Annotated in this window: 24 protein-coding genes and 1 tRNA gene; 15 read left to right on the forward strand and 10 right to left on the reverse strand. The window is 57.5% G+C overall.

What is annotated here, in order from left to right; translation table 11 throughout:
* Positions 1 to 33 precede the first annotated feature (33 nt).
* Entirely contained in the window at positions 34 to 957 is a 924-nt protein-coding gene (locus NKI29_RS29520; protein ID WP_352798247.1) for an HNH endonuclease, read from the reverse strand.
* 504 nt (positions 958 to 1,461) lie between these two features.
* Here NKI29_RS29520 and NKI29_RS29525 point away from each other — a divergent pair.
* Both NKI29_RS29525 and NKI29_RS29530 read left to right on the forward strand, forming a co-directional pair.
* Positions 1,462 to 1,887 carry a hypothetical protein gene (locus tag NKI29_RS29525; RefSeq protein WP_352798248.1) on the forward strand — a complete coding sequence of 142 codons (426 nt, stop codon included), beginning with the start codon at positions 1,462 to 1,464 and terminating at the stop codon, positions 1,885 to 1,887.
* Positions 1,888 to 2,688: 801 nt separating this feature from the next.
* Positions 2,689 to 4,629: a ParB/RepB/Spo0J family partition protein gene (locus NKI29_RS29530; protein ID WP_352798250.1), complete on the forward strand. Its 1,941-nt coding sequence runs from the start codon at positions 2,689 to 2,691 to the stop codon at positions 4,627 to 4,629.
* Between the two features lie 152 nt (positions 4,630 to 4,781).
* On the opposite strand, the gene NKI29_RS29535 is transcribed toward NKI29_RS29530, so the two are convergent.
* The 4 genes from NKI29_RS29535 to NKI29_RS29550 form a co-directional block, all read right to left on the reverse strand.
* On the reverse strand, positions 4,782 to 5,060 hold the full coding sequence (locus NKI29_RS29535) for a DNA -binding domain-containing protein (protein WP_352798252.1): 279 nt from the start codon (positions 5,058 to 5,060) through the stop codon (positions 4,782 to 4,784).
* 54 nt (positions 5,061 to 5,114) lie between these two features.
* The gene (locus NKI29_RS29540; RefSeq protein ID WP_352798253.1) at positions 5,115 to 5,531 is read right to left on the reverse strand and encodes a hypothetical protein; all 417 of its coding nucleotides are present in this window, start codon (positions 5,529 to 5,531) and stop codon (positions 5,115 to 5,117) included.
* A 96-nt stretch (positions 5,532 to 5,627) separates the two neighbouring features.
* Positions 5,628 to 6,032 (reverse strand): hypothetical protein, encoded by a 405-nt coding sequence (locus NKI29_RS29545; protein ID WP_352798254.1) that lies wholly within the window; start codon positions 6,030 to 6,032, stop codon positions 5,628 to 5,630.
* A gap of 26 nt (positions 6,033 to 6,058) precedes the next feature.
* Positions 6,059 to 6,739 (reverse strand): hypothetical protein, encoded by a 681-nt coding sequence (locus NKI29_RS29550; RefSeq protein WP_352798255.1) that lies wholly within the window; start codon positions 6,737 to 6,739, stop codon positions 6,059 to 6,061.
* Positions 6,740 to 7,092: 353 nt separating this feature from the next.
* Here NKI29_RS29550 and NKI29_RS29555 point away from each other — a divergent pair, with 353 nt between their 5' ends.
* The 6 genes from NKI29_RS29555 to NKI29_RS29580 all read left to right on the forward strand — a co-directional run bounded on the left by NKI29_RS29555 (position 7,093) and on the right by NKI29_RS29580 (position 10,530).
* Entirely contained in the window at positions 7,093 to 7,638 is a 546-nt protein-coding gene (locus NKI29_RS29555) for a recombinase family protein (RefSeq protein ID WP_352798256.1), read from the forward strand.
* Positions 7,639 to 7,961: 323 nt separating this feature from the next.
* Positions 7,962 to 8,138, forward strand: coding sequence for a hypothetical protein (locus tag NKI29_RS29560; protein ID WP_352798257.1), 177 nt, complete (start codon positions 7,962 to 7,964; stop codon positions 8,136 to 8,138).
* A 9-nt stretch (positions 8,139 to 8,147) separates the two neighbouring features.
* Positions 8,148 to 8,336: a hypothetical protein gene (locus NKI29_RS29565; protein ID WP_352798258.1), complete on the forward strand. Its 189-nt coding sequence runs from the start codon at positions 8,148 to 8,150 to the stop codon at positions 8,334 to 8,336.
* A 62-nt stretch (positions 8,337 to 8,398) separates the two neighbouring features.
* Entirely contained in the window at positions 8,399 to 9,103 is a 705-nt protein-coding gene (locus tag NKI29_RS29570; protein WP_352798259.1) for a hypothetical protein, read from the forward strand.
* 491 nt (positions 9,104 to 9,594) lie between these two features.
* Entirely contained in the window at positions 9,595 to 10,083 is a 489-nt protein-coding gene (locus NKI29_RS29575; protein WP_352798260.1) for a hypothetical protein, read from the forward strand.
* A gap of 12 nt (positions 10,084 to 10,095) precedes the next feature.
* Entirely contained in the window at positions 10,096 to 10,530 is a 435-nt protein-coding gene (locus tag NKI29_RS29580) for a hypothetical protein (RefSeq protein ID WP_352798261.1), read from the forward strand.
* A gap of 66 nt (positions 10,531 to 10,596) precedes the next feature.
* Here the strand turns inward: NKI29_RS29580 and NKI29_RS29585 are convergent, their stop codons facing one another.
* The 3 genes from NKI29_RS29585 to NKI29_RS29595 form a co-directional block, all read right to left on the reverse strand.
* Positions 10,597 to 10,992 (reverse strand): hypothetical protein, encoded by a 396-nt coding sequence (locus NKI29_RS29585; RefSeq protein WP_352798262.1) that lies wholly within the window; start codon positions 10,990 to 10,992, stop codon positions 10,597 to 10,599.
* A 435-nt stretch (positions 10,993 to 11,427) separates the two neighbouring features.
* Positions 11,428 to 11,610, reverse strand: a complete 183-nt coding sequence (locus NKI29_RS29590; protein WP_352798263.1) for a hypothetical protein — start codon at positions 11,608 to 11,610, stop codon at positions 11,428 to 11,430.
* Positions 11,611 to 12,356: 746 nt separating this feature from the next.
* On the reverse strand, positions 12,357 to 13,730 hold the full coding sequence (locus tag NKI29_RS29595; RefSeq protein ID WP_352798264.1) for an integrase arm-type DNA-binding domain-containing protein: 1,374 nt from the start codon (positions 13,728 to 13,730) through the stop codon (positions 12,357 to 12,359).
* A gap of 374 nt (positions 13,731 to 14,104) precedes the next feature.
* Between NKI29_RS29595 and NKI29_RS29600 the strand changes: the two genes are divergently transcribed.
* The 5 genes from NKI29_RS29600 (at position 14,105) to NKI29_RS29620 (ending at position 20,441) form a co-directional block, all read left to right on the forward strand.
* Positions 14,105 to 15,829, forward strand: a complete 1,725-nt coding sequence (locus NKI29_RS29600) for an ATP-dependent nuclease (RefSeq protein ID WP_352798265.1) — start codon at positions 14,105 to 14,107, stop codon at positions 15,827 to 15,829.
* Positions 15,819 to 17,246, forward strand: coding sequence for a UvrD-helicase domain-containing protein (locus tag NKI29_RS29605; protein ID WP_352691929.1), 1,428 nt, complete (start codon positions 15,819 to 15,821; stop codon positions 17,244 to 17,246). The genes NKI29_RS29600 and NKI29_RS29605 overlap by 11 nt, the downstream gene beginning before the upstream one ends.
* A gap of 22 nt (positions 17,247 to 17,268) precedes the next feature.
* Complete coding sequence (locus NKI29_RS29610) at positions 17,269 to 18,186, forward strand: hypothetical protein (protein WP_352798267.1); 918 nt, start codon at positions 17,269 to 17,271, stop codon at positions 18,184 to 18,186.
* A gap of 201 nt (positions 18,187 to 18,387) precedes the next feature.
* Complete coding sequence (locus NKI29_RS29615) at positions 18,388 to 19,467, forward strand: GmrSD restriction endonuclease domain-containing protein (RefSeq protein ID WP_352798268.1); 1,080 nt, start codon at positions 18,388 to 18,390, stop codon at positions 19,465 to 19,467.
* Positions 19,464 to 20,441: a RelA/SpoT-related domain-containing protein gene (locus NKI29_RS29620; protein ID WP_352691935.1), complete on the forward strand. Its 978-nt coding sequence runs from the start codon at positions 19,464 to 19,466 to the stop codon at positions 20,439 to 20,441. The genes NKI29_RS29615 and NKI29_RS29620 overlap by 4 nt, the downstream gene beginning before the upstream one ends.
* 71 nt (positions 20,442 to 20,512) lie before the next feature.
* On the opposite strand, the gene NKI29_RS29625 is transcribed toward NKI29_RS29620, so the two are convergent.
* Both NKI29_RS29625 and NKI29_RS29630 read right to left on the reverse strand, forming a co-directional pair.
* Entirely contained in the window at positions 20,513 to 21,577 is a 1,065-nt protein-coding gene (locus tag NKI29_RS29625) for a BsuBI/PstI family type II restriction endonuclease (RefSeq protein ID WP_352798269.1), read from the reverse strand.
* Complete coding sequence (locus NKI29_RS29630) at positions 21,574 to 23,289, reverse strand: HsdM family class I SAM-dependent methyltransferase (protein WP_352798271.1); 1,716 nt, start codon at positions 23,287 to 23,289, stop codon at positions 21,574 to 21,576. The genes NKI29_RS29625 and NKI29_RS29630 overlap by 4 nt, the downstream gene beginning before the upstream one ends.
* Before the next feature lie 265 nt (positions 23,290 to 23,554).
* Between NKI29_RS29630 and NKI29_RS29635 the strand changes: the two genes are divergently transcribed.
* Together NKI29_RS29635 and NKI29_RS29640 are read left to right on the forward strand one after the other, a co-directional pair.
* The gene (locus NKI29_RS29635; protein ID WP_352691943.1) at positions 23,555 to 23,923 is read left to right on the forward strand and encodes a hypothetical protein; all 369 of its coding nucleotides are present in this window, start codon (positions 23,555 to 23,557) and stop codon (positions 23,921 to 23,923) included.
* A 188-nt stretch (positions 23,924 to 24,111) separates the two neighbouring features.
* Positions 24,112 to 24,181: transfer RNA gene (locus NKI29_RS29640), tRNA-OTHER, on the forward strand.
* Positions 24,182 to 24,389: the final 208 nt, after the last annotated feature.

Here is a 24,389-nt window from a genome sequence, read left to right on the forward strand (position 1 = left end):
GCAGTTCCCGGGGCGGCATCGTAGTGATGTATGCTACTCGGGTATTTCGGTTGTATCGAAGACCAGGAACAGGGTGTCCTCATCCTCTTTCAGCGCGACGTCAGTCCGATAGGAGAGGGACTCATTGGGAGCTTGGTAGACCGTGTGCGCTGTCAGCCTCGGGAGACTGTCGAAGATTGCCTGCGCGGGCTCAAGTTCACCGAAGAAGCCGATTAAGCGGCGGTTGCGGTTCCATTCCAAGGCCCAGGCCCATGTTTCAGCGGTCGGATGCTTGCGCGTGATAAGTTTGAAGAACCCGTCAGCGGAGATCGCAAGCACGCGACAATCCCAAGGCTCGACCGTACGCATGAATGCGGTCATCAGTGCGTTGCCCCAATCGCTGCGGGTAGCCGTCGCGACTGGATGATAACCGTGAAGCCAGTACCCTCCACGACGGGTCTCGCGGTTATAGGTCTGCATGTAGAAGAACGCCGTTAGGTGCAAGCGGGCCAGTTCAAACGCGCGATTGTCATCGATCTGCGGCGGACCGGAAAATCGAAACGAGATGTCCACCCCAGGCCCGAGGATCCCGTCCAACTTCATCTCTTCGCCGCTATCCTTGACCGCCTTCCGAGTGCGACGACTACCGGCATTATTCGCCTTGCGACGCGCGTCCTCAATCGCGCCTATGTCATCATGGGCATAGCGGCCCCAGGCATCGGGCTGGAGAGTGATCGCGGAAATGTCGTCCTCAAGATCGGCCTTGCGCGCGTTGCAGCCTTGGCAGGCATTGAGGATCAGGTTCCATTGGCCGTTTAGCTTGCCTTTGGGGACGAAGCGGCGCCCGATTACATGCTCACGTGAAATGGTGCTGGGTGAAAGCACGTCTCCGCAATAGACGCAGGTGCGGTTGTCGAGCGTTATCGGACGCTGCGGCGACGTTTCGGTTCTGCGGGACCGGGAGATGGATGATTCCATGTGCGAACGATACACCGTCCCTTGCGCGCCGAACAGATCGGGAACACAATGACCTGTGCGCCCCATGCCGTCGGAGGTTGTCGGTGAAGACTTTGACGAAGCTCCGCGGCAGTACGATGTATGCCGGACAATTGGCGGTGGTAGGTCGCGCCAACGAACTTGCCCAACACGCCCGAGCAGGCGTCGAAGTGATTGCGCTTCTACCGCCTGAACCGGTAGACGAAGTACCGTTGGTGCGCCAGTAGGCGTGTCTGATCCTGCGGCGACTGGTTCAGTTTCGGGGGCAGCTGCCACGTCAACTTCTTGCGGAATATCTTCCTAAATGTTATAAGATAACGCACTTCGCGAAAGATCACACATGACCGTTTCGGCGTTTCGGCGGCATCACGACCTGTGTGGCCGACTTTGCGATTAATTGTGGGTGTCGCTGTAATGATACCATAACTGGTGCCCTTATATGGTACCAAAGCGCCATGCCATTCCACCGGCGAGAAGGATTTTCGGATGAACAATGACTATAGCCGGGACCAGCTCATGGATGCAGTGAGGCACAACATCGTCACGTTCAGCGATTTTATCACCGAGCTCCATGACAATGTCGACGACCAGCGGCTGCACGCGTTTATCGAGCGTCTCCTGATGAATATCTACCTGCGTCACCTCGATGGAAAGACGGTGTCACGCTCGCAAGCCTGCCGGATGGTTCCTGCAGACCATCTGGACACCTGCAAGAAGTACGTGGCCGAAGCGGAACGACTGGGCTTCGTCGCCTTCGAAGACGATCCCAAGGACAGACGTCGAAAGAACGTTATCCCGACGCCTGACCTTATTGAGTACGTCGAAGCGCGGGCACGGGCAACGCTCGATACCGCCTCTGCCATTCTGCAGCGCAAGCCTGTTGTGGCAAATATGAGGCATTCGCTCGGATAGTTTCAAAAATCCATGACAAATGGTGCCATATTTTGGTACCAGTTCTTCTGCAAGGAGGAACTGCCAAATGAATGAAACTTACTTCGATCCGAGCAAGCTCATCCTGATCATGAAGGGGACTCTCTTCGGGATCACCATTCTCGCAGTATGTGCCGCTGTGGGGTGCTCTGTTATGGCCCCCGTTGGCTACTGAGGATCCGCGTAAAGGATCCGGCTCCACCAGACGCCCCGAACCTTGGTTCGGGGCGTCTTTTTTTGCGCGTAGCCATTTCTGTCTGCAACTCCGAGGCACGCCTCTAAGCGGGGAAAGACTCGATGCCACGGCACGACGTCGTCTGAGCTGAATGGCACCCCTTGCCGGGGGCGGTCAGTCCCGCGTCCCGCCTGTGGCGGCGCTATGCTGACCCTCCTTAGGCCGCCCTGTTGAACCGGTCTCGGGGTCACGAACCGGCTCCGCCGATGAAATGACCCTTGTCCGCCCTGCGGACATTTCATCGACTCCGCTTTGTACGCCCTTTTTGTTGTGGCCGCTTACGCGGCACGGCTGCGCCGATATGGATGTGCCTGTCGGCACGTTTGTTGTGTGACAGGGAGAGAGGCGCGCGGTCCTCTCTCCCAGCAAGCCGCCGCTGGCGGTTTCCCCCATCTTCCTCCGCTTCGCTCCGTCCAGACCGGGGAGACCCCTCCGCCCCCAGGGCTTGCCCCCTCTCTCCCCGCTACTCGCCGCGAGGCAGGGGTTCAGGTGACCTGAACCCGTACGGGAAAGGGAAAATCCTGAACGACAATCAAAGGAGCAAGTCCATGAATACCGCTGAAATCACAATCCCGCTCGGCAAGCTGGTGCCGAGCAAGGCCAACGTCCGTCGCGTCAATGCGCTGGCGGGGAGGGCCGAACTGGCCGCCAGTATCGAGGCCCACGGCCTCATCCATAACCTTGTGACCCGAAAGGCCCCGAAAGGAGCCAAGTTCGAGGTCGTCGCCGGAGGGCGGCGGCTGGGGGCGTTGCGTTTGCTGTTGGACGAGGGCCGCACGGTGCAGGGCGTGGCGGTGACCAAGGACTATCCGGTCAGGGCCATCCTGCGCGAGGAAGGCAGCGGCACCGAGATTTCGTTGGCCGAGAACGACCAGCGGGAGCCGATGCACCCGGTGGACGAGGTCATTGCCTACCGCGACCTTGTCGAACAGGGCATGACCGCCGAGGGCATCGCCGCCCGTTTCGGCAAGTCCGTTGTCACAGTGCGCCAGCGGCTGAAACTGGCCAGCCTGTCGCCACGCATCCTCGATGCCATGCGCGCCGATGAATTGACCCTTGAACAGGCCAAGGCGCTGGCGTTGAGCGACGACCACGCGGCACAGGAGGCGGCGTGGTTCGAGCAAGATAGCTGGAACCGCAATCCGGGCAGCATCCGCTCGTTCCTGACCAGCGTCCATGTGCGCGGCAACGACCGGCTGGCCCGCTTTGTCGGGATTGAGGCCTATGAAGGCGCAGGGGGCGGGGTGCTGCGTGACCTGTTCGCCGACGACGATCTGACGTTCCTGACCGACCGGCCCTTGTTGGTGAAGCTTGCCAGTGACCGGCTCGAGGCGGTGGCCGATGAGTTGCGCCCGCTGGGCTGGAAATGGGTCGAAATCAGCCTCGACAACGCATTCATCCACAGCGGCGGGTTCGGGCGCATCCATGCGGTGCGGCGAGACCCGACCGAGGCCGAACAGGTGGAACTGTCAGCGCTGGGCATGCAGTACGACGAGTTGGCCGAGGTCATTGATGGCTATGCCGAAGGCGACCCGCAAATCGAGGCCGATGAGGCCAAGCTGCACGCGCTGGAAAGCCGCATCGAGGCGATCCAGAACGCTGCGGAAGCCTTTGACCCCAGTGAAATGGCGCTGGCGGGCTGTATCGTGTCGATATCCTACGATGGGATGTTGCAAGTCACGCCCGGCTTGGTCAGGTCCGAGGACCGCAAAGCCCTTGCCATCTTGCAGGGCGGCGACGAAGCCAAGGACCAAGATGAGGGCGTCGAAGCGAGGCAGGCGGAACGCCCAGAAGACGAGGACACCGGCATATCGGCATCCCTGACCGAGGAGTTGACGGCCATCCGCACGGCAGCGCTGCGCGTGGAACTGTCGAACCGTCCCGATGTGGCACTGGTCGCCATCCTGCATGCGCTGGTCAGCCGCCTGTTCTACGATTACCACCATGGACGTATCGAGACAGCGGTCGAGGTCACCGGCCAACGCCGCAATCTTGTTCCTTTCATCAAGGAGCCGGAGGCCTGCCGCGCGTTGACCGGCTGGGACGAGGTCATGGAAGGCTGGGGGCATCGCTTGCCCGGAGACCCCGCCGACCTGTGGCCGTGGCTGGTGGCGCAGCCGCAGGACGGACTGCTTGACCTGTTGGCGGTGGTGACTTCTGCCAACCTCAACGCCGTGGTCGCCCGGCATGAACCCGGCAAGGCGCGCATCGCTAACGCCGACCTGATGGCGGAAGCTCTCGGACTGGACATGCGCCTGTGGTGGACGCCCGAGGCAGCTTTCCTCGCACGATTGTCGAAGGCTGACATTGCCGGAGTGATGCGGGAGGCCGGGTGCCCGGAAGAGGCCGCGATGGCTGTTGAGCGCGCCCCGAAAGCCGAAGGCGTGTTGCAGGCCGAGAAGGAACTCGATGGCAAGGGCTGGCTTCCCGCAGCGTTGCGGATGCCGGTCACGCCGGAGAGCGAAAGCGTTGCCATCGCAGCCGAGTAGGCACCGCACATCGTCCAAGGCCGGGGCAGCGATGCCCCGGCTTTTTTGCGTCCGGACTGCCCTCAGCCGGTGTCGAACCGGCCGAGGCCAGGCGAGGGCGCCCCTGACCCGCCCCTCGCACTCCCCGCCCGCCAACCCTTCTTCGCAAGGCTTCAATGCGGCGCGCCACCAGCCAGCAGATAGCGATACCCGGTCGTGGTCATCCACCGGGCCCGCGCGAGATGCGTCTCCCAGGCCCGGAAGGCGCGTTCGGGCTCCCTGGCTGGATCGATATGCAGGACGATCTTGGCAACTTCCCGCCAGTCGGCATCTTCGGCGGCGGCATCGAGCAGGCGCATATGGGTCACCATGTGCTCTTCGTCATATCCGGTAAGGACCGGAGACGTGGGCGCCTCGTCGGCGACATCTGGATCGAGAAGCGGCTTGACCATGTCTGCAGTTTAACCGCTGTCCGCGGGCAAGCAAAGGGCTGTGCCGCGGCGGTCTCAGTTTTCAGGTGGGGAATGGCGGCCGCAGATCGTGACGAAGGCGGAGCTGCCCCAGGCCGCCCGGGGTGTGAACATGATGGAATAGTCCTGTGTCCGGGGCGTGGGTCCGAACCAGAAATACGGCGAGGCGCTTTTCGTTTCCGGCAGGTCCATAGCCGGCGTCCGGTCCTCGTCGGCGGCCGGTGTCGGCAGGCCGTCACGGCCGATGGTGATCATGGACACGCCGATATAGCTGCCGGTCTTGAAGCGGCCGACAAAATCGACCGCGTCGCCAATGTAGCGGAAGCACCCGTCACTCTGGCCGAGCTTGAACCTCTGTGTCGGAGTTGGTTGAGGCTGTTCTTCCTGGGCGGTCGCGGGAGCCGCCACCAGAACGGCTGCGGCAGCAATCACGAGCGCTCGAATGGAAGTCATATCTCTCTCGACAATCTGGATGAAGGCGCAAGCAGCCCGCCAGCAGTCTTATGCGCTACCGACCAGGCCGCGATGCTACAACAGGGACAAGAACCGTTATCGTTTTTCCAGCATGTGGTTGTAAAAATCGCCTTCAAAGCCCTTCCCCTCGGCCTGGACCTTGATCAGGTCGCAGTCCATGGGCTGACCCATACAGAACACCGCGCCGTAAGTCGGCCAGTTGAACGATCGGGCGATGTCGCGCGGACGGTCCCCCTGGTTGTAGCCATGGAAGTCATACTTGAAATTCCTGGCTTTCAGCACCGCCGTCATGGTGTCGATGATGTTGCTGGTCCACGCCTCCTTGTTGTGAAGGATCAGAATCAGGCTTGGATTCGCCTGCTTCGTCACCTGATCGACGAACCCGACGATGTCCCTGGCGGCGCTCGGTTGGGTAACCATGGAAAGGCCGCCGGCGAGAGCCACGGCACCAAGAATCTGGACGCACGAGCGTATTTTCAAAATCATCCTCCTTTGTTGCGATCTAGCTAGAGCTTCGGCGCGGCGGCGTTCCCGTCGCGGATCTTCTTCGCGGCACCTTCGACGGACTTCTGGAACTGGGTAACCTGATCCCGGTCGGCGGCCGCTGCGGCGTCGTCGACCAGCTCGTAGGTGATAGCCGTCACGTAATCGCTTCTGACGTCCATGCCGATCGCCATCTGCTTGTCATGGGCGGCGCTCTTTTTGACTTGTTGGCCCTTGCTCCAGAACCAGCGCATTGACGAGTTGCCATCGACGCTTGGCGGGCCAAACTTCTGGACGATCGCCGCACGGAGCGTGGCGAGTAACGGGCCTTTGCCGCCGTTGTAGGTGACAAGGCGCCGGACGTCGGTGGAGCGCTGGCCGGTCAGGGGAGATGAGAACTCCACCCTCACGCTTTGGGTGGCTTCAGCATCCTCGGGCCCAGACCAGATCACGTGGGTAAAGTACCTGTTGGGCCCCGTGGCGATGACCTCGACGGTGAAATATTCCTCGTCGAGCAGGAAGCGGCCCGACGAATCCTCGTTGGTGAAGTTCTGGCCGGTCAATATTTTTCGAATGTCATCTACGGTCTGGCCCAGGCCGACTCCAAGAAAATCGGCTGCGCCACCATTGGGGCTGAACAGGCTCGAAGGCAGGGTAGCGGCGGGTACGGTTACTTCAAGGGACAGCTTCTGCTGCGCACTCACGGGCGTCGCGGCTAACGCCAATGCGACTACCAAAGTCCAAATGCGGGCTCGTCCTACGATGTTTACGGGGCTTCGATCCTGCCGGTAAAATCGGGAAGCCTTGACGGCCGTGACGGAGGACAAGGCTGCGCTACGTCTCAAAGGTGCACCTATAGGAGGCTGGAGAGAGACGAGACGTTTACGCAGAAATCACGATATTTGCGGTCGTCTATAGACCGGTCGCGGTTAAGCTCGCGCTTGGTTTTTTGCTCGCGTTTTAGGCAATGCCCTTGGAAAAAAATAGAGAATGGGAGAGGGGGTTTGGTATTGCAAATCTCGTGACTTTTGCAGCAACCAGGGGGAGGTCTACTTGAATGAAGTACGGCTATGCGCGGGTGTCCACTGAAGCGCAGGACTTGGCCGCCCAGATCGAGCGCCTGCAAGCGGCAGGTTGCGAGAAGATTTTCTTTGAGAAACGCAGCGGCAAGGATGCCGACCGCCGTCAATTGCAACGGCTGCTGAAGGTCCTGAAGCCAGGTGACGTGGTCCATGCCGTCGTCAGCGACCGGATGGCGCGGGATCCCTTTGACATGCTGAACATCCTCAAGACAGTGACAGCGGCGGGGGCCGGGCTGCGCCTGCTGGACGAACCCTTTATCGATACCACGTCGGAAATGTCAGACCTTATGCTTTTCCTTCTTGGCTGGGCCGCCAAATGGCAACGGCGCAGGATCCTGGAAAACACCTCGAACGGGCGTGCCCGCGCCAAGGCCAAGGGTGTCAAGTTCGGCCGCAAGCCCAAGCTCTCGCAGCAGGAGCAGCGTGAGGCGCTGGCACGGCTTGCCGCCGGGGAGGCGCGGGGGGAGGTTGCCCATCGTTATCACGTCAGCAGCAGCACAATCTCCCGATTGCATCCCTAGGGACCGCCGGTTGCAAAAGGGGCGAAACCAGATGGGGAGGGTCGCCGCCTCAACAGGCGACCATCGGCTAGCTGATCCCGCTGTTCGTGGCATGCAGTGACCCGGAGCTATTTACTTTACCTGCAATCGCATTTGGAATATAATCCTATTTGCGGACACGAAATCTTCAACTTTTCCATGTATAAATCCGACAGCGTGTAAGATTCTACCTGCTGGGGCCCTGGCGGCCCTTGAAGGCCGCTTGGGGCATATGGTACTAGCCACACCAAAGACCCATATGGAGGTAACGGAACCATCCGCTCCATTGGCACCTAAGGTGAATAATGCCAACTAGCCCAGATCCCACGGAAGTCAGCCTGAAGGTACGCCTGCCGAAGGAGTTGATGGATAGCATCAACGAATATCGGCACGCGCATAAGCATGACAGCAAGAAGGACGCTGTCATTGCCCTTCTCCGAGCCGGACTTGGTGGTGCCGGCGCCAACGCATCGAACGAATAGGAAACCCTGATGGCGAACACCTCTCGTTTTCACAACTACTCAAGTGACGATTACGAGAAACGTAAGATTCAGCTTGAGAAAGATACGATCGCTCGTTTCACGCGAGGCAACATTTGTGCTGGCAACGGTCATTATATGACCAGGGCCGAGCTTGAGGAAAAGCGCGACGAGATCGAGCACGACGTCAACCAAAAATAAGTGACTGATAGTTCCATGGAAAAGCCCGCTTAGGCGGGCTTTTCCATGTGGGAGGGCTCCACTTGTATAACGACGATGTTAGGGATCTGCTCGAAAAAGTTGCGGCCAAATGGGACGCCACCGAAGGGCTCGCCAAGAGTGCCGAAAACATCGTTGGCGACGCGGTTGGATCCGTCATGTTCGAGCTTCGCTATGCAGGCAGGAAGCTCGTGGATGCCGTTCGGGAATCCCTTTCTGAAAACCCGTCGATGGATGCAATAAAGGCCCATATCGCTGAGGTCGAGCAAAACTGCCACCGCGCGCACCACGACGCGGTGGATTCGATCATATGGTACGCGAGAAGCCGGGTGACGATCGCAGAGGATACCTTCGGGAAGGACCTCTTGTTCCTGTATTGGAAGGACTACATCCCCACCAAGGACAAGCTCGACCAGCTCGGCAAGATCGTGGCTCAGTCGCGTGAGTTCAGGGGCATGCGTTTTGACGTCTACGATCGGATGTACAGGGACGATATGCCTGTCGTTCTCGATTCTTTACGCAATTTTGGCCATAGCGAGGATGCCCTCAAGGCGCTCGCCGAGAAGAGTCGTCACGAGGACGACGAACGTAGGGAACAGCATGAACTGGCCATTCGGGGCCTGGAAGACGCCCAGATCGATATCAAGATAGCAAGAAAGACACTGTTCTGGACCGTTGGAGCAGTCGGAGTGGCCTTGCTCGTGGGGATCGTTACGGTCATCGTTCCCTTGGAGGCAATTGGCCACTAGGTATCAAACGGCTTCCCACACTGACCCCGGGTCAGTTTGGGAAGCCGTTTGACATCTGGAAACCGCGACGGGTCCGCATGCGCAGCCATGCCGTCCGTTTCGAGTAGGGCTGGGTCCTGGTCAATCGAAGCAAGGTTAGCCCTCGCCAGGCGCGGTCGACCGAGACCGGCCCTTTCAGGTCGCGTTGCCTCATAATCCCTGCACCGGCCACGGGTTCACGTTGATCAGGCAGTTTGCCCGAACCGCCGACTATCCCCGTTGAACGCGATCTGGCCGGACGGCAGACATAGGCTTATGGCTGCTATCTGCTCCTCGAACATCTCAATGCTTAGGCGGATGCTAATCGGGGGTGATGCAGGCGGCCAATAATTTCCTCCGAACTCCTATCGGCACGCTTCTTCACATGGTAATTCTAAGTGTGCCTATGACCAGCACACAGTTAAGCTGTGTGAAAAGGTATACTTCAACGCCCCATGGGGAAGGGTTCTCGGATGACTTCTAATGTCTTGAAAGCAGCCTGCATACTGATAGGCTCACTCGCATGCGCAGCAATTTTGCATCCAGTAGCGAGTTTTGCTGAGGAGGTCTGTACCGGGTCAGTGGCCGCTCCGCCAAAAATCTCTGGGATGTATATCGACAATTTTGACGGTTGGCAGGCGGTGGGCAAACAAGCTTGGGTGAGCTACGCTGCCGGCGATGAGATGATTTTTGATATCTGTAGCGTCGATAATACCAAGAACTTTTTGATCGCCCGCAATAGTGCCGACAATCAGTACAATCCTGGAAAATATAGCCGATTTGAGTGGTTTGGCTCTAACGGCCAGCTATTTTACTGCCAGCAAGTTTTTGATGCAGCATCCGCCGCAGATGCTGCGGACTTCACCAAAACCAAGGCCGCCGACTCGTCAGATGCAAACGACAAAGGCTGTGGCCAGGCCGGTCAATTTCCTTGGTCGCAACTTATTCTTGTTGCGCGTTGATAGGAGATATCAGTGGAACCTCAGTACGATGTTTTCTTCGACGAAAAAGTCCAGCTCGGTGACACACCATCGGCGACATATTTCCCCGATGCGCAATATGCCGGTCTAGAATTGCACCTCCCCATCCGACCCTCTCGGAATGGAACCGACACCGGCGACGTGCAATTGAGATTGGAGACCTCCTTAATTGAAACATGGGAGGATTGGCAGAAGCATGCGGTCAATATTGATGGCCAATTGATAGGTTACATTGGTGATCCGAATGATGGACAGCGTAAGTCAGAGTCGTTTGTTTTGACTGTTAGCAAGCAGATCTTCGACGGTATTGCGGGAGGTTTTCATACACTTTCAATTATATGCGGCTCTGCCAAACCAAGTTTGATTGACGATTTTGAGCTCAGAAAGATTGCGGTGGCCGGCGCGAACATAAAGCTTGGATGGAGTTGAGCGCCTAGGGCGAAGGCGTATTGCTAGAAATTGGTGGTAGTTAGCGGTCTTTGATGGATTTACCTGCTACCGTTTCCGGTAGTAGGCATCCCACGCCAGTCCAATGTCCGCGAATGACCATTCCCGTCGTCGGCCGTAGGCGGGGCTCGGACGGGTAAAACATTCGTTCAGACCGGTCTCTCTCTGGAACCTCATGAACCACGCCGTAGATTTTGGCTTGCCGCGGGCTGTCGTCTGAATTCGCCGGATGAGCCCGCTATGCGCCCAGTGGTCATTCGGATTGGCAAGGGAGGCGGGGTCGGCGAGATAGCTGCGGAGCTTTTGTAAAGTTGCATCTTCTGGTGTTTGTTGGAGGTCTGCGCGGAGTTCGGCGACGGCGAGCGCGGCTCCTTGTCTCGCAGCTTCCGTCAGCATGTCGCGCAATTGCGTGCTGGTCAGCACCAGCGCTTGCATGGCTTCCATGAACCGTACTTTCCTTGATGGGATTTTTGCGGCGAGAGATCGCAGCCGGTTCATTGCCTCACAGCCAAAAAATGACGTCAAGCCTAACTGGGCAACCATGATCGCCCGCGACGTATCGTTACTTGCGGGGATTTTAGACCCGATCTTAACCACTCTGCCCCCAACCGGCCCGTGGAACGGCTCAAACCTTTACTTCTCGTAGAATCTGACGCAATTTCCACCATGTGTAGCGTCCAGGGGAACACAGAGGGGTCTGTGATCGCACATTTGAAGGCATCCCCGGCGGGTTTGGCCGGTTGCAGACGCATGACCGGCAAAAGGTCCAGCCGCACTTTGGGCTGGACAGGTGACCGTATTGCCGCCATGATTCTGTCGCACTTAAGCAAAAGAACGGAGCTTTTGGCCCCGTCCGAAGTTGTAGACGCATCGATCCTTTTATTTCGCCGCGTGCGCGAGGATTTCTGCGATGGTGTGCATCGTTTCCACGAAGCTGAGGATCTCCTCCAGCACGTGGATCAACCATTCAGGAAGCACGTACAATTCCGCGCTGAAAATCGCGGCCCTGATCGCTACGCCGATCAGGAAAAGAATCCACGTGGTCGTGTCAACCATGTCCATGACAATGGTTCCTTTCTTGGGACGACGACTGAGCCGGGTTTACGAGGCCGTTAGGCTCAGCCGTCACGAGGAAGGTTAAAGGGGGAGCTCGCTGTTTACAGCGAGCTTTCTCTTTCTTGGTCTATGGTCCGTTCATGATGACCTCCATTTGGTCGACGCCGGATCGTGCTTCCGGAAAAAAAAGGCCACGCCCGAAACCGGAGCGTGGCCCAATAGAACGGCGACCGGCGCAAAGGCGCCAGCGGTCAGCCGATGGTTGGTTGCCCTATCCGCCAAGTGATCCGTACCCGTTAAGGATGCGCATCTTCGGCGAGCGCCTGTGGCCGGTCTTGGAGGTTGCGTACTGGAGGGGAGTCATCTGAATGGCCTTTAGCCGATATCTCTGCAGGGAAGAGTACAGACTATCGGTGCACAATCAATATGCCGCGTAGGCATCATCCCCGTATTTCGCGAAATATTTTTTTTGTATTAAAACGTGATTTGCTTATCGCTCGCAGCATGAGATTCCTCGAAAAATGGCCGTAAAGCCATGGGTTTGAGGCGCTCCTGTCCACAGGATATCCACATTATCGGTGGCGACCAGAGACGCATTCGTCACACTGGCCGGAGGCGAAACAATTTAGATGGCTGCCAAGTCTGCCCTCATTGTTGGAGACCGTAGCACCCGAATTGATTCATCCTGTGGCACCTCGACAAGTATCCCGTCTGATAGCTCGCAACGATCGGCGCCGGTATAGCGTGAAGCCCTATATGCCGAGCAACTCGGCGAGCTTTTGGGTGACCGGACGCATGGGGTCGACCAGGCCAAGATCGTAGATCATGGTCGTTTCAAGGTTGCCCTTGTGGTCGACGTAGTGGGATATGGCCTCATGGGACACGCCCTGGCCGGCTAACATCAGCGAGATCGCAATCCGCTTGAGGTCGTAGAGCTGGAAATAGTCGGGGACACCGGGCAGGGCTTTGAACCGGTCCAGCCCCTTGCGGAAGTTGTCGCGGGGCTGGGTCATGTCGGTATGAGATGGGAAGAGCAACTTGCTGTCAGGCCAGCGAAGGCGTTGGGCCTGCACCATCCCGGCAACCCGGAGATGGATCGGCACCGAACGGTAGGCGTACTCGTAGAGTGAACGCGACAGTTTGATGCCTTTGGTGTTGTGCTTGTGCCAGACCAGCTTCTCCAGTTCGAAATGGTCGAATTCCGCCTTGGCCAGGTCGCTGGGGCGGGCCATGGTCAGGAACAGGATGCCCATGAAATTGCAGAGTTCCTGCATCTGGTCGTTGGCGGTGGTCACATTGCCCTTGGTCAGTGCCATGTCCCGCTTGGCGAGGCCTTCCAGGCTAGCCGTGTCGGGCAGCACTTCGAACACGGGACAAAAGATATAGGCCGCAATCTGCCTGATCTGTTCGGTGGAGTAGTCCCGGCGGCGGCGCACCACTTTCCGAGCCCGGATCGGGCTGCAGGGGTTGCGCATGTCCACCAACTGCATGCGGATGGCCCAATTGAAGAGGGCCGTGATGTGCACAAGAGCGCCATTGTGACTGTACGCCGAGACAAACTGCCGCTGGAATCGTTCAATGTCCAAGGGCTTGATCGAGGAGAACGGCCGGTCCGCGAACATCGACCCGAAATCCATGTATGGTTTGCGGATGTTCTGACCGCGGCGCGTAGTCGTTTTCGGTCGTTTCCGATGCCATGCGGCGACGAACATGGCGTAATTGGTCTGATATCCCGCCGAGAGCGTCCGGATATGGATTTCCCAATAGCGGTCGATTGCTTCGCGGACCGTCAGGAGGTGGGCGCGCCGTGTATCGCGGTCGTCAAAGTCGGGGTTTTCGCCCGCCTCCAGCTGGCGTTGCCGCTGACCGACCGCCAGGCGCGCGGATGCAACATTGAGGAGGACGGTAGACCCAAGGGCTTTGCGGTACCGTTTGCCGTTGAACTGATAAGCATGGACGAAGGATTTATGCCCCAATGCAGTGACACGCAGGCCCAGCCCTGAGACCGACCCGTTGCGAATACGTCGGTCGCGTCCAACCGGGTGATCCCAATAGATTTCCTGGTCCTTTTCGGAGGGGCAATCGGCGGAGAGGACAACGGACTCGTCTAAAAATAACTTAGGCATTTCATGTAACTTCCATGTAACGAATTTATAGCAAATGTTACATGGAAAGTGAAGTAATGATGAATATCAAATCAGCAAAAATGACAGAAATACAAATGATTACGAATTTCGATTATCTCGTATAATCGTACGATTGGCCTTCACACTGTAGGGGTCGTAGGTTCAAATCCTATACCGCCCACCATATTTTTCAAATAGTTATATGAATATCAATCCTGCCGATTCTTTCTATGTAACTTTCGTGTAACTGGGATTCTGACCATCAGGTGCATTGGACCTCGCGGCTAGGAGGCTTCCTCGCTTGGCGCGCAGCTAAGCAATGCTCATGACCGGATGGTCGCGACGGTCTATAGTCACCATTGGGGGGACTCTTCATGGCACGTATACGGTTAATAGAGATTGTAAATTTCCGGGGGATCAAGGAGCTTACATGGGCTCCATCCGTTGGAATCAATTGCCTGATTGGCCCCGGAGACAGCTGCAAAAGTTCGATTCTCGACGCTATTGACCTCTGCCTCGGCGCGCGCCGCAGTCTCCAGATCACAGATGCCGACTTCTTCAACCTCGATGTGACGCAGCCGATCTCGATCTCCTGCACGCTCGGTTTGCTGGCTGACCGATTGAAAAACATTGAGACATACGGTCTCTATCTGCGCAATTTCATCACGGAGACGGCGCAGGTGGAGGATGAGCCTGAGGCTGCCGGCGAAACCGTGCTTACCGTGAACCTTAGTGTCGGTAGTGACCTCGAACCGATCTGGACTCTCGCCTCGAAGCGCGCGGCTGATGCGGGCTTGGTCCGAAACCTCGCGTGGGCCGACCGTCAGGCGATTGCGCCTACGCGTATCGGTGCGTTCGCTGACGGCAACCTGATCTGGCGCAGGGGATCCGTCCTCAACAAGCTCTCGGAGGAGAAAGCCGATATCTCGGCAGCACTAGTGAAAGCCGCCCGCGAAGCGCGCGCCGGCTTTGGCGACAGTGCGGGCGCACAGCTGGGCTCGACACTAGCGGTCGTGAAAAGCACGGCCGATGAGCTCGGTATCCCGGTAGGCGACGATGTGAAGGCCATGCTTGACGCTCACTCGGTTTCCTTTAGTGGCGGCAGCATTTCTCTGCACAGCGACATGGGGATTCCCCTTCGCGCTCTTGGCGTGGGTTCTACGCGCCTTCTTACAGCAGGGTTGCAACGTAAGGCCGCCGCAGAGGCGACAATGGTGCTCGTCGACGAACTTGAACATGGGCTGGAGCCACATCGCATTCACAGGCTTTTGGGATCTCTGGGAAGCAAAGACGACAGCCTGCCTTTACAGGTGTTTGCGACGACACATTCACCGGTAGCGCTACGGGAACTTAGCGGAACACAATTGATGATCGTCAGACGCAATGGCGGCCGGTTATCCGTACAAACTGTTGGCGCTGAAGATGACGTGCAGAGCACCATTCGTCGCGATCCCGAGGCGTTCCTGGCGCCGTCCGTCATCATCTGCGAAGGTGCCAGCGAGGTTGGCCTGCTGCGAGGGCTCGACCAGTTCCGCGTTGAGCAAGGCGAGCAATCACTAACGGCGCTTGGCGTCGCGCTTCTCGATGCCGGCGGAGTCGGCAACATTTACAAGCGGGCGAATGCTTTGCTCAAGCTCGGCTACCGTTGCCATGTGCTTCGCGACGACGACGTCGAGCCGGATCCCGCCGATGAAGCAGCATTCCTGGCAGGGGGTGGCGCGCTCACAAAGTGGCCAGCCAAGCGCAAACTCGAACAGGAGCTCTTCATAAGCCTCGGAGAGAACGCTGCGGGTAACCTCGTCATTTATGCCGTCGAACTGCACGGCGAAGATCTCATCGATGAGCATATTAAGTCGAAGTCCGGCGGTTTGACGACTTACAACGACGTGGATACCGCGCTGCTACTTGGCGATTTCGATCAGGCCACTCGCGCCTTGCTCGGCCTGGCGTCAAGTACCCGCAGCAGCGGCTGGTTCAAACAGGTCACATGGATGGAAGACGTCGCACGTACCATCATTGGGCCGCAGCTAAAGCAGGCCGATGCCACATTTGTTGCGATCATCGACGCACTTTTCGTCTGGATGCGTGATGGCCGCTGAAATTGATCTCTTTGCGATCAGGCGGGGGTCGGTCACTGCGCCCGCCGGCTGTGGGAAGACCCACCTCATCGCGGCGAACTTGCTGGAACACGATTTCACAAAGCCGGCGCTCATACTCACTCACACCGTTGCCGGTGTCGTTGCCCTGCGGGGCCGCCTGCAGCAGCTCGGCGTGCCATCTGCGGCTTACCGACTGATGACCCTGGACGGCTGGGCCATCAAGCTGGCTAGCACGTTCCCGGCACGCTGCGGCGTTCCGCCCGAAGTGCTGCGCATTACGGATACCCGCACTGATTACAAGACGATCCAAAAGGCTGCCGCTGAACTCGCAAAAGCCGGTCACGTCGACGACATCCTCGCCGCAAGTTTTTCCCGCCAGATCGTTGACGAGTATCAGGATTGTTCTCAGTCGCAACACGGGTTGGTTTACTATTCATCCCGACACCTGCCCACCTGCGTGCTCGGCGATCCTATGCAGGCCGTATTCGGCTTCAGTGGGCCGTTGCCAGACTGGGACACCAATGTCTGCAAATATTTCCCGAATGCGGGCGAGCTGACAACTCCATGGCGCTGGAAAAACGCGGGGACAGAGGCATTTGGCCGGTGGTTACTGGACGTCCGAAAGGCTCTGAAGGCGGGGCAGGCGGTTGATCTAAGGGGAGCGCCGCCCGAGGTCCGCTGGGTGCACCTTGACGGCACAGAAGATCATCAGCGGCGTCTCAAGGCAGGTCTGTCAAACGCGGCGGGTGGCCAAGGTACCGTTCTGATTATGGGTGACAGCAAAAAACCACAAGGCCAGCGGCTGTTCGCCAGCCAGACACCGGGAGCGGTCACGGTCGAAAGCGTCGACTTAAAGGATTTCATTCAGTTCGCGCTCAACTTCAGACTCGATGCACCTGACGCGCTAAGCCAGCTTCTCAGCTTCGCCGAGAGCGTCATGACGAATGTCGGCGGGGCAGACCTTCAGCAGCGCGTTACGACCCTACTCGCCGGGCGCCAGAGGAAAGAGGCGACCGATACGGAACAAGCCGCCATCGCTTTCGAGCAAGAGCGCACGTTCAAGAGCGCGGTCGAGCTGCTGGCTGAAGTGAGCAAGCGGCCGGGCACCCGCCAGCACCGGCCGACCGTGATGAGCGCATGCATCCGGGCGCTGAATGGCGCAGACCAGGCCGATCCGTCGTCACTCCATGAGGCGGCAGTTCGCGCACGCGAGGAGAACCGTTTCCGCGGGAGACCGCTTCCGGCGCGCGGTGTAGGGAGCACGCTGACACTCAAGGGCTTGGAAGCCGACGTCGCGGTCATACTCAACGTGACGGAGATGGACGCCAAACACCTTTATGTAGCCATGACACGCGGATCGAAGTTGCTTGTGGTCTGTTCGGCATCGCCGCAGCTACGGCCAGCGGCTGCGTCATGAGCGAGAGAGTTGGATAGCGCCGATGAGCGAGACAATCTTCAATATCTTCCTGCCATTTGAGTACAGCGACCACTGCGGCCACGCATTATACGTCGGTCACCAATCTGCGCTCGATGACGAAGCCGCGATCCGCTTCCTGAGAGACAGAGTCGACGAGGATTTCCCAAAAGCTATCCGGGTCCCACTCATAAACCCGTTCACGCGCGAAGCTTATTACGCTCGTTGCCGGATCGGAGATGGTCATCACCTGTATGACGAGGTTTTTCAAGCGGCGTCCGCTCAGGCCGAGCCATTGTTCGTCACGACCCTCGTGGTCGATGGAAAGGTCAGGGTTGACGTGAGCAATCACCATGACGACCCGAACTTTTACCTAAGCCCTGAGGTGATCGGCGACGCACACATGGACGACTGGCTGCTGAAATACCGCGACGGGGATGCCCTTGATTTGCCTCGGCTCATTCACGATGACTATTTTCTGGCGGTCAAGCTAACTTTCAACGCGAAGCTTTATGTATCGTCTTTGAAGCTGCTGTTGTCATGCATTGACAGCATTTCGTACGTCGAATTTGGCGATCAGAAGACCCCAAGCTTCATCGATTGGTTGGATAAATATGCGGACCTGTCAAAAGTCGGCATTACGTCAGAGGAACTGTGGGAGCTCCGCAATGGCGTGCTACATATGACTAATCTCAGCTCCAGGCAGGTGACACGAAAGAAGGTGCGTCGCATTTCGATACGTATCGGCGGAGAAGGCGAGACCGCCGACGGGATCCACTATTTCAACTTTTTCGCCCTTATCCAGGTGTTCGCCGCCGCTCTCGAAAGCTGGCTTGGCTCCTACAATGACGATCGCGAGAAATTCGCCACCTTCGTGGAGCGATACGACAAGACCATTTCGGACAGCAGGCAGCTCCAGAGGCCACCTTCAAGCGCCAAATAGATCAGCAGGATCTAAAGGAAGACGGATGTTCAGAGACGTGCGGTCCGAACGAAGGGATCATGCGTTTATCAGGGGTGGACGGCCTTGACGGGCCTCTTTGACCCACCTGTCTAAACCGCAGCTTCGAAAGGCGTGCGCGACGCTAGCCAACCCACAGAGGATGGCATATCTTATGATATAAATGAAAGAAATAATGAGCCTATGATGCAGAGAAGACCTACAACGCAAGATATATCTTGGCTGCTTGATCTCCACCGAAATAATCAACTGGACCTGAACCCTCCATATCAACGCAAAAGCGTTTGGACGCGCGGCGACCGCCAGTTTTTCCTTGATACGATCTTCAGGAATTATCCAAGCCCCGCGATATTTCTCCACAAAACCATTACCGAAAATGGAACGACGACGTATCACGTTGTCGACGGGAAGCAACGGACGCAAACCATCCTGGATTTCAACAATGACAGGATCAAGGTAGCCTCTGACTTCGGGGACCTGCGGTTGAATGGCAAAAAATGGTCCGATATCGCGTCAGAGACTGATCTCAAGCGTAGATTTTGGAACTACCAATTGACGGTGGAGCTCATCGATTTTGAAGACTCCAACTTGGTCAATCAGGTCTTCGATCGGCTCAACAGAAATGCTCGGAAGCTGACCGACCAGGAATTGCGGCATGCCAAATTTGGAGGGTGGTTCATTCAGCAAGCGGAATCTGAGGCTGAGCGCGCCGAATGGCGGACCCTCGGGGTCGTTACGAATGCCCGTTCAAAGCGTATGGCGGATGCCCAGTTCATTTCGGAACTCATGCTTGTGCTTCTCGAAGGCCAGGTGTTGGGATTTGACCAAGACACCCTCAATAACCTCTACGCGAAGTATGACGACGTCGAGGATCTTGAAAAGCCGTTGGATCAGGAAGCTTTCAGAACTGCCTTCGATGCCGCCAGAACAACCCTAGTTGCCCTCGACGGAGAAGGCGGAGGGATAATTCAAAGAGCGGCGCGCGCGTTAGGGAACATCTATACCCTGTGGAGTGTGCTCACGCTGAACGAGAACCTGCCTGCGGTGGAGGTATTAAGGGCAAGGTATGCCATCTTCATGGCGTTGGTAGAGGAATTGTCTGCTCAACCCGATATCGGCGAGTTTATGCGTACCCACGACACTCCCGCTTATCAGAGCGCCTTCAAGTACCTGAATAATTTGCGTGGCGCCAATACGGACCAGCGACCACGCGAGCAAAGGGCCGAGGCGCTTCTCGAAGCGCTTCTGCGCGCACCTGAATGAAAATTCCTGGGTCGATCAGGGCAATTTTTCTTGACCGGGAGCCGCTCTACAATAAGCTAAAACAGGAGGTCGACAAGCGGCTCGTTGGCTTCAAGGATCCTCGCTGGCACTATGAGAGCCGAGTAAAGGCCGAGGAGAGTTTTGCACTGAAGGTGGAAACCGGTCGCGTGTCCGACCCCGCCCAAATGGAGGACTTTTTCGCCGCAACGTACGTGGTGCCCAACCTTTCGGCAATTGACGCAGCCGAGCAGATCGTCAGAAGCAATTTCACCGTTTTGGAACGTCGGCCAGCTGCAAAGGGCAGCACCCACAAATCGCCGGAGTCGTTTCCCTTCGACGATGTGCGCTTGTTCGCCGCAATCACATCAGACCCAAGATATCCAGACAGCGGCCTGGAAGGCCTTCGCTTCGAGATTCAGGTCAAGACCTTCCTTCAACACGCGTGGTCGATCGCCACCCATGACCTCATCTACAAGACTTCCGGTGTTTCCTGGGCGCAGGAGCGAATTGCCTACCAAGTGAAGGCAATGCTTGAGCACGCCGAAGTGTCGATTGAGGAAGCGTCGGTGCTCTCGAAGAGCTCCATCATCGCAAAAACAGACAAAAACATCCGGACAATCGGCGAGATCATTAAGTTTGTCCGTGAGCTATGGGGAGATGACGCACCTCGGGACATCAAGCGCCTCGCAACGAATGTCGCCGACGTCTGTGCGACCGTCAATATCACCATCCCTCAATGCGAAGCGGCTGTTCGCACCCTGGTAGCCGCTAACGGTGGGGCGGTGCCGGCGAACGTGTCTCCGTATTTAGCTATCGTCGAAGCAGTGGCAGTTACTTATCAAGCCAAGCTAACTGAATATTTATATCGCAAAAGCCCAAAAAAATACGACAAGCGGATATTGATTACGCGCGAAATAACGCTTCCAACAGGGATTGAAAAAACAAAGATGAAACGCGCAATTATTGTCGAATAACCGGCCGCCTATCTCCCCGTGAAGGCTGGCGATTTCGAGATTGACTGCATGCCCCCATAGGTCTGATGTGTCTAAATCAAGCGCGACCGCACCCCGTCGCTGAGCTCCATCAAATGATCCGGCTCTGCTGAGAACCACGCAAAGCTTCCCCATGCCAAGGAATCCACCGTCTTCTTGAACGAGGGGCGGCTGCGGTCGAGATACGCGGTAAGGAAGGCGACATGTTCCAGCGGAAAGCCCGCATCGTTTGCCAAGTCCTCCAGGGCTTTTTTCCGCCTGGCATTGATAGGGCCATCGGTTGCCACGACCTCCGCAAACACCAAAAGGGGATGCTCAGGCGCTAGGTCGACGAGGATGATGTCGGGAAGATCCTTGTCTGCCTTGATCGTCAGCCCAATGGATTTCGCGAGATCGTCGTCCCGAGAAACAACCTTGTTTCCGCTTTCGCTGACGAACAGAATCGCAGGCTCCCCCATGAAACGGGGCGCGAAGACCTCAATGACGGCCTTTGTTATTTCTGAGCTCAGTCCGGGCTTCATCCGCCGGGTTTCGCCATTTGGGAATGTCACGCTTAAGCTGTCGCCAGCGGATCCCGCGCCGCGGCGGACGATGGCGATGCGGGCAAGAGCGCCCTTGTTCAACGTTTTGCTTTGCCAAGCGCCGATCGCAGCGTGCAATTTCTCGCCAACCAGGTTTGGGTCGAACAGCTCGGCAAAACCGGTCTGCAACGCGTAGCGCGGCTTGCTGGACGTCGTCGCAATGTCCTGACGTTCAATCGCCGCACCCATCACCACCAAGGCTTCCCGCAGGGTCTCGTCGCGGATCGGTTCGCGCGTGGTGTCTTGATACCATTGAGTTCCTGGAGCACGCCCTCCGGCCTTCATAACCTTAGAAGAATACGCCAGGCGCTCATCATCGGAAACCATGGCCGCCTGATCGTCGCTGAATCTGTAGACATGCTTCGGTCCTAGCCATACCCCCTTCCCCTCCACCGCGCCGATGTAGAGGGCTACGAAGACCGTACTGGCGGCCAAATCTCGCGTGAGATAGCCGCGATGAGGAGTGCCTTCCGGAAAGATGGCTTTCAACCTCTCCTGCACGGATTCCCACGAAAGCAGACCTGGCAGGGTGGTCATGCGGCCGACCGGCCCATGTAAAGCGTTTGAATGTGCGCGTCGATTTCGTGTTGGAGCGCCTGCCGGTGGACCATTTTTGTCAATTCCGCAAGTTCGTCGGGAGAAGGAAGAGGTAGCGCCTCAAGCTCGAACGCTGAAACCGCCACGCTACCACTGATACAGCGGAACACCCGGTCAACAATGCCAGAATTCAAGACAGCAGCGATCACCGCTGTCGAGACCCTTGGCTTTTTGACGCGCGGCTTGACCATGTTGAGGTGGTTTTCGACGATCACGCTGCCGTGCGTCTTGATAAAGTCGGCTGGCAGTTCGGCCGCAATCAACCGGCGGGCCTGTTCTTTGGCGGTAGTCCGCTGCAGCAGGACGCAGGGCTCAGACACTTTCAACCACTCGTCGGCAGCCGATGGTCGGAAATGCGGTTCATGATTCCTTTTTTCCGCTCGGAATATGAACCGTCCGTCGAACGTAACGGCCTCGGCCCAAATCACCGGGAAGGTATCTTTGCCGGGGCGATTGCGGAATTGGCCCTTAAACCGGTTCCACACCATCGGACCAGTCGAGATCTTATAGCCCCAATCGGAAAGTCGCGTCGGCATCCGCTCCAGCGACTTCACCAAGTCCTCATCCGATGGGTTTCTTGGTGCCAACCAAGGGTCTGTGCGCTCGGCCGGCAATTTGAAACCGCCGGCATGCGTGACCTGTGCGGTTCCGTTGACAGACAGATAGTGGACCACCGTCGGCGCCACCTTGGCGCCGCGTTTGTATGTGGCCAACATGGTTTCCTGAAGGACGTCCTCGAATACCCCTTTGCGGGCGGTCACGAAGTCCACGGCCAACGGCGGCGCTTCCTTGGCCAGCAGTCCGCGCAGGGCTTTGAAATATTCACCGGCGAGAAAACCGGTCGGCGTCACATAGGCGATGACGCCACCGACCCTTGTCCAGCGCAGCGCCAGGTCCGTAAACAAGCCATAGAGATTAGCGTGGCCATAGAGACTGCGGCCGTAGCGCTCGCGTTGACGTGCAGCAAGTTTGACGCGGCCGTAAGGCGGGTTGCCGATCACCAGATCGAAACGCTTGCCAGATACGGTCTCTTCGAGACTGTCGCAGACCTTCACGACAGACGGAAAGCGGCGGCCGGCCGCCTTCAACTCGTCAGCAAAAGCAATTTCCAGCCAAGCTTGGGTCAGCCAAGCCGCAAAGGGATCGATTTCAAAGCCTTGCAGATGGGCGCTAAAGTGCTCGATCAGCTCTGAGGCGCTAGCCTGGGGGAGGGCGTCGCGCATACGCATAGCCACGGGCAGCAGGAAGGCCCCACCACCACATGCCGGATCCAAGATTCGCGCCGTTTGCCAGTCCACTCCGGCTTCCTTCGCGAGCTGCAAAAGCCGGTCGGTAAGCGCTGGCGGTGTGTAATAGGCACCCCAAGCAGTGCGCACCTCCTGCGGCAACATGGCTGTGTAGCAGGCACTCAGCTGATAACAGGCCTCCTCGATCGGCAGCGTGGCCGCAGCTCGACCCAACGTTTTGGCCAACTCTGTAGCCGAAGTATCAAGCGAGTAGGTCAATGCGACGGTGAGTGGTGCGATCGGCAGCGGCCAGCCGATTGTCTCTCCCGAAGCCTCGACATAGGCCTCAACGGTCTTGGCAATGAAAGACCAGGCTGCTGGCTGCCTACGTCTAATGTCCAGCTGCTCGCTCCATGCGCGCGCCATTACCCGTCCGCTCTGGAGGCTAAGAGGCGCATCCGTCACTCCAGCGTACGCTGCGACGGCCTTTCGTGGTCTTCCGACCTGGCGAACGGGAGATTTCATTGGACACACTTCCTGCGGAACATATCGTGTACGCTACCGTGAACTGGCAGTTCTGGCAACGGGTGTCAAAATGGCAGTTTGGAAGGTCTAGCTGGATTTCTCCATGGTAGGGTACCACGATTCGGGCAAGGGCTGACCAATGCCCCAATTGCAGGGGGTGGAAAGCATGTCCGGTTCAGAGCATGAGAATTTTGAGGCTATTTGGGATTTCACATCCCGGTGGAGAGACACCGAACCCTTTGGTGAAACGTGGCCACAAACCAACCAGTTCGCAGCCCAGATAACCTATCGTTGCAAAGGCAATACCACGGTGGATGGGGGCAAGGCATGGTTAGAAACGACCGCGGGACAATCCGATGGCGCAGTTCACTTGAACGATTGCAAACGTCTTTCGAGCGCAAAGTTCCATCTCGATTTTAGCGTAAAGTTCCAGACCTACATGTTCGACCAGGCGAGCGGGGCTCTGGTCATCAGCGGTAGCTCCGACAAGATGGGCGGCGATTATAGCGTCGCCATCATTCCAGTGGTCCAGTAGCGGGTTGGCGCGCGCCTACAAACTTTCGGGTTCCGGCGCTCGTCTCCAAGCGGTAGATGCATCCAGCGTACGCCTCTCGTCGTTATGCGACTTCTTAGATACCGTGATACGGACGGCAAAAGGCCAGATTCTGTTACACAAATCCTTGCACAGTCGCAGAAAAAATGCCAAATACTGCTGTGTAAACAACGGGATGTAGATAGGCTATTCGGTCTCCAAAACCGCAGGTCGTAGGTTCGAGCCCTGCTGCCCGTGCCATTCTTCGAATGGATACCTAAAAACGATTCTTTTGCAGTGCGGCCTTTGAAAATCGGCTTGTGACTTGCCATATGGCATAAGTTGCGGCATAAGGGCCGCATAGCCGGGACGGGACGACTGGATGGTTCCGAGGCGGCGTTTGGCCATAAAGCGGACACTTGCCACTTGCGTGGATCAAGAATCGGTTTTATGTAGACGAGACAGACAC

Source organism: Mesorhizobium sp. M0678 (genome assembly GCF_040320505.1).
Taxonomy (GTDB): domain Bacteria; phylum Pseudomonadota; class Alphaproteobacteria; order Rhizobiales; family Rhizobiaceae; genus Mesorhizobium.

Excerpts from the sequence above, each read along its gene's own strand:
- NKI29_RS29525 (WP_352798248.1), top strand. The coding sequence starts at position 1,462 with ATGAACAATGACTATAGCCGGGACCAGCTCATGGATGCAGTGAGGCAC.
- NKI29_RS29520 (WP_352798247.1), bottom strand. The coding sequence starts at position 957 with ATGGAATCATCCATCTCCCGGTCCCGCAGAACCGAAACGTCGCCGCAG.
- NKI29_RS29555 (WP_352798256.1), top strand. The coding sequence starts at position 7,093 with ATGAAGTACGGCTATGCGCGGGTGTCCACTGAAGCGCAGGACTTGGCC.
- NKI29_RS29635 (WP_352691943.1), top strand. The coding sequence starts at position 23,555 with ATGTCCGGTTCAGAGCATGAGAATTTTGAGGCTATTTGGGATTTCACA.
- NKI29_RS29575 (WP_352798260.1), top strand. The coding sequence starts at position 9,595 with ATGACTTCTAATGTCTTGAAAGCAGCCTGCATACTGATAGGCTCACTC.
- NKI29_RS29565 (WP_352798258.1), top strand. The coding sequence starts at position 8,148 with ATGGCGAACACCTCTCGTTTTCACAACTACTCAAGTGACGATTACGAG.
- NKI29_RS29560 (WP_352798257.1), top strand. The coding sequence starts at position 7,962 with ATGCCAACTAGCCCAGATCCCACGGAAGTCAGCCTGAAGGTACGCCTG.
- NKI29_RS29530 (WP_352798250.1), top strand. The coding sequence starts at position 2,689 with ATGAATACCGCTGAAATCACAATCCCGCTCGGCAAGCTGGTGCCGAGC.
- NKI29_RS29620 (WP_352691935.1), top strand. The coding sequence starts at position 19,464 with ATGAAAATTCCTGGGTCGATCAGGGCAATTTTTCTTGACCGGGAGCCG.
- NKI29_RS29605 (WP_352691929.1), top strand. The coding sequence starts at position 15,819 with ATGGCCGCTGAAATTGATCTCTTTGCGATCAGGCGGGGGTCGGTCACT.
- NKI29_RS29600 (WP_352798265.1), top strand. The coding sequence starts at position 14,105 with ATGGCACGTATACGGTTAATAGAGATTGTAAATTTCCGGGGGATCAAG.
- NKI29_RS29585 (WP_352798262.1), bottom strand. The coding sequence starts at position 10,992 with ATGGAAGCCATGCAAGCGCTGGTGCTGACCAGCACGCAATTGCGCGAC.
- NKI29_RS29630 (WP_352798271.1), bottom strand. The coding sequence starts at position 23,289 with ATGGCGCGCGCATGGAGCGAGCAGCTGGACATTAGACGTAGGCAGCCA.
- NKI29_RS29590 (WP_352798263.1), bottom strand. The coding sequence starts at position 11,610 with ATGGACATGGTTGACACGACCACGTGGATTCTTTTCCTGATCGGCGTA.
- NKI29_RS29615 (WP_352798268.1), top strand. The coding sequence starts at position 18,388 with ATGATGCAGAGAAGACCTACAACGCAAGATATATCTTGGCTGCTTGAT.
- NKI29_RS29610 (WP_352798267.1), top strand. The coding sequence starts at position 17,269 with ATGAGCGAGACAATCTTCAATATCTTCCTGCCATTTGAGTACAGCGAC.
- NKI29_RS29540 (WP_352798253.1), bottom strand. The coding sequence starts at position 5,531 with ATGACTTCCATTCGAGCGCTCGTGATTGCTGCCGCAGCCGTTCTGGTG.
- NKI29_RS29625 (WP_352798269.1), bottom strand. The coding sequence starts at position 21,577 with ATGACCACCCTGCCAGGTCTGCTTTCGTGGGAATCCGTGCAGGAGAGG.
- NKI29_RS29595 (WP_352798264.1), bottom strand. The coding sequence starts at position 13,730 with ATGCCTAAGTTATTTTTAGACGAGTCCGTTGTCCTCTCCGCCGATTGC.
- NKI29_RS29535 (WP_352798252.1), bottom strand. The coding sequence starts at position 5,060 with ATGGTCAAGCCGCTTCTCGATCCAGATGTCGCCGACGAGGCGCCCACG.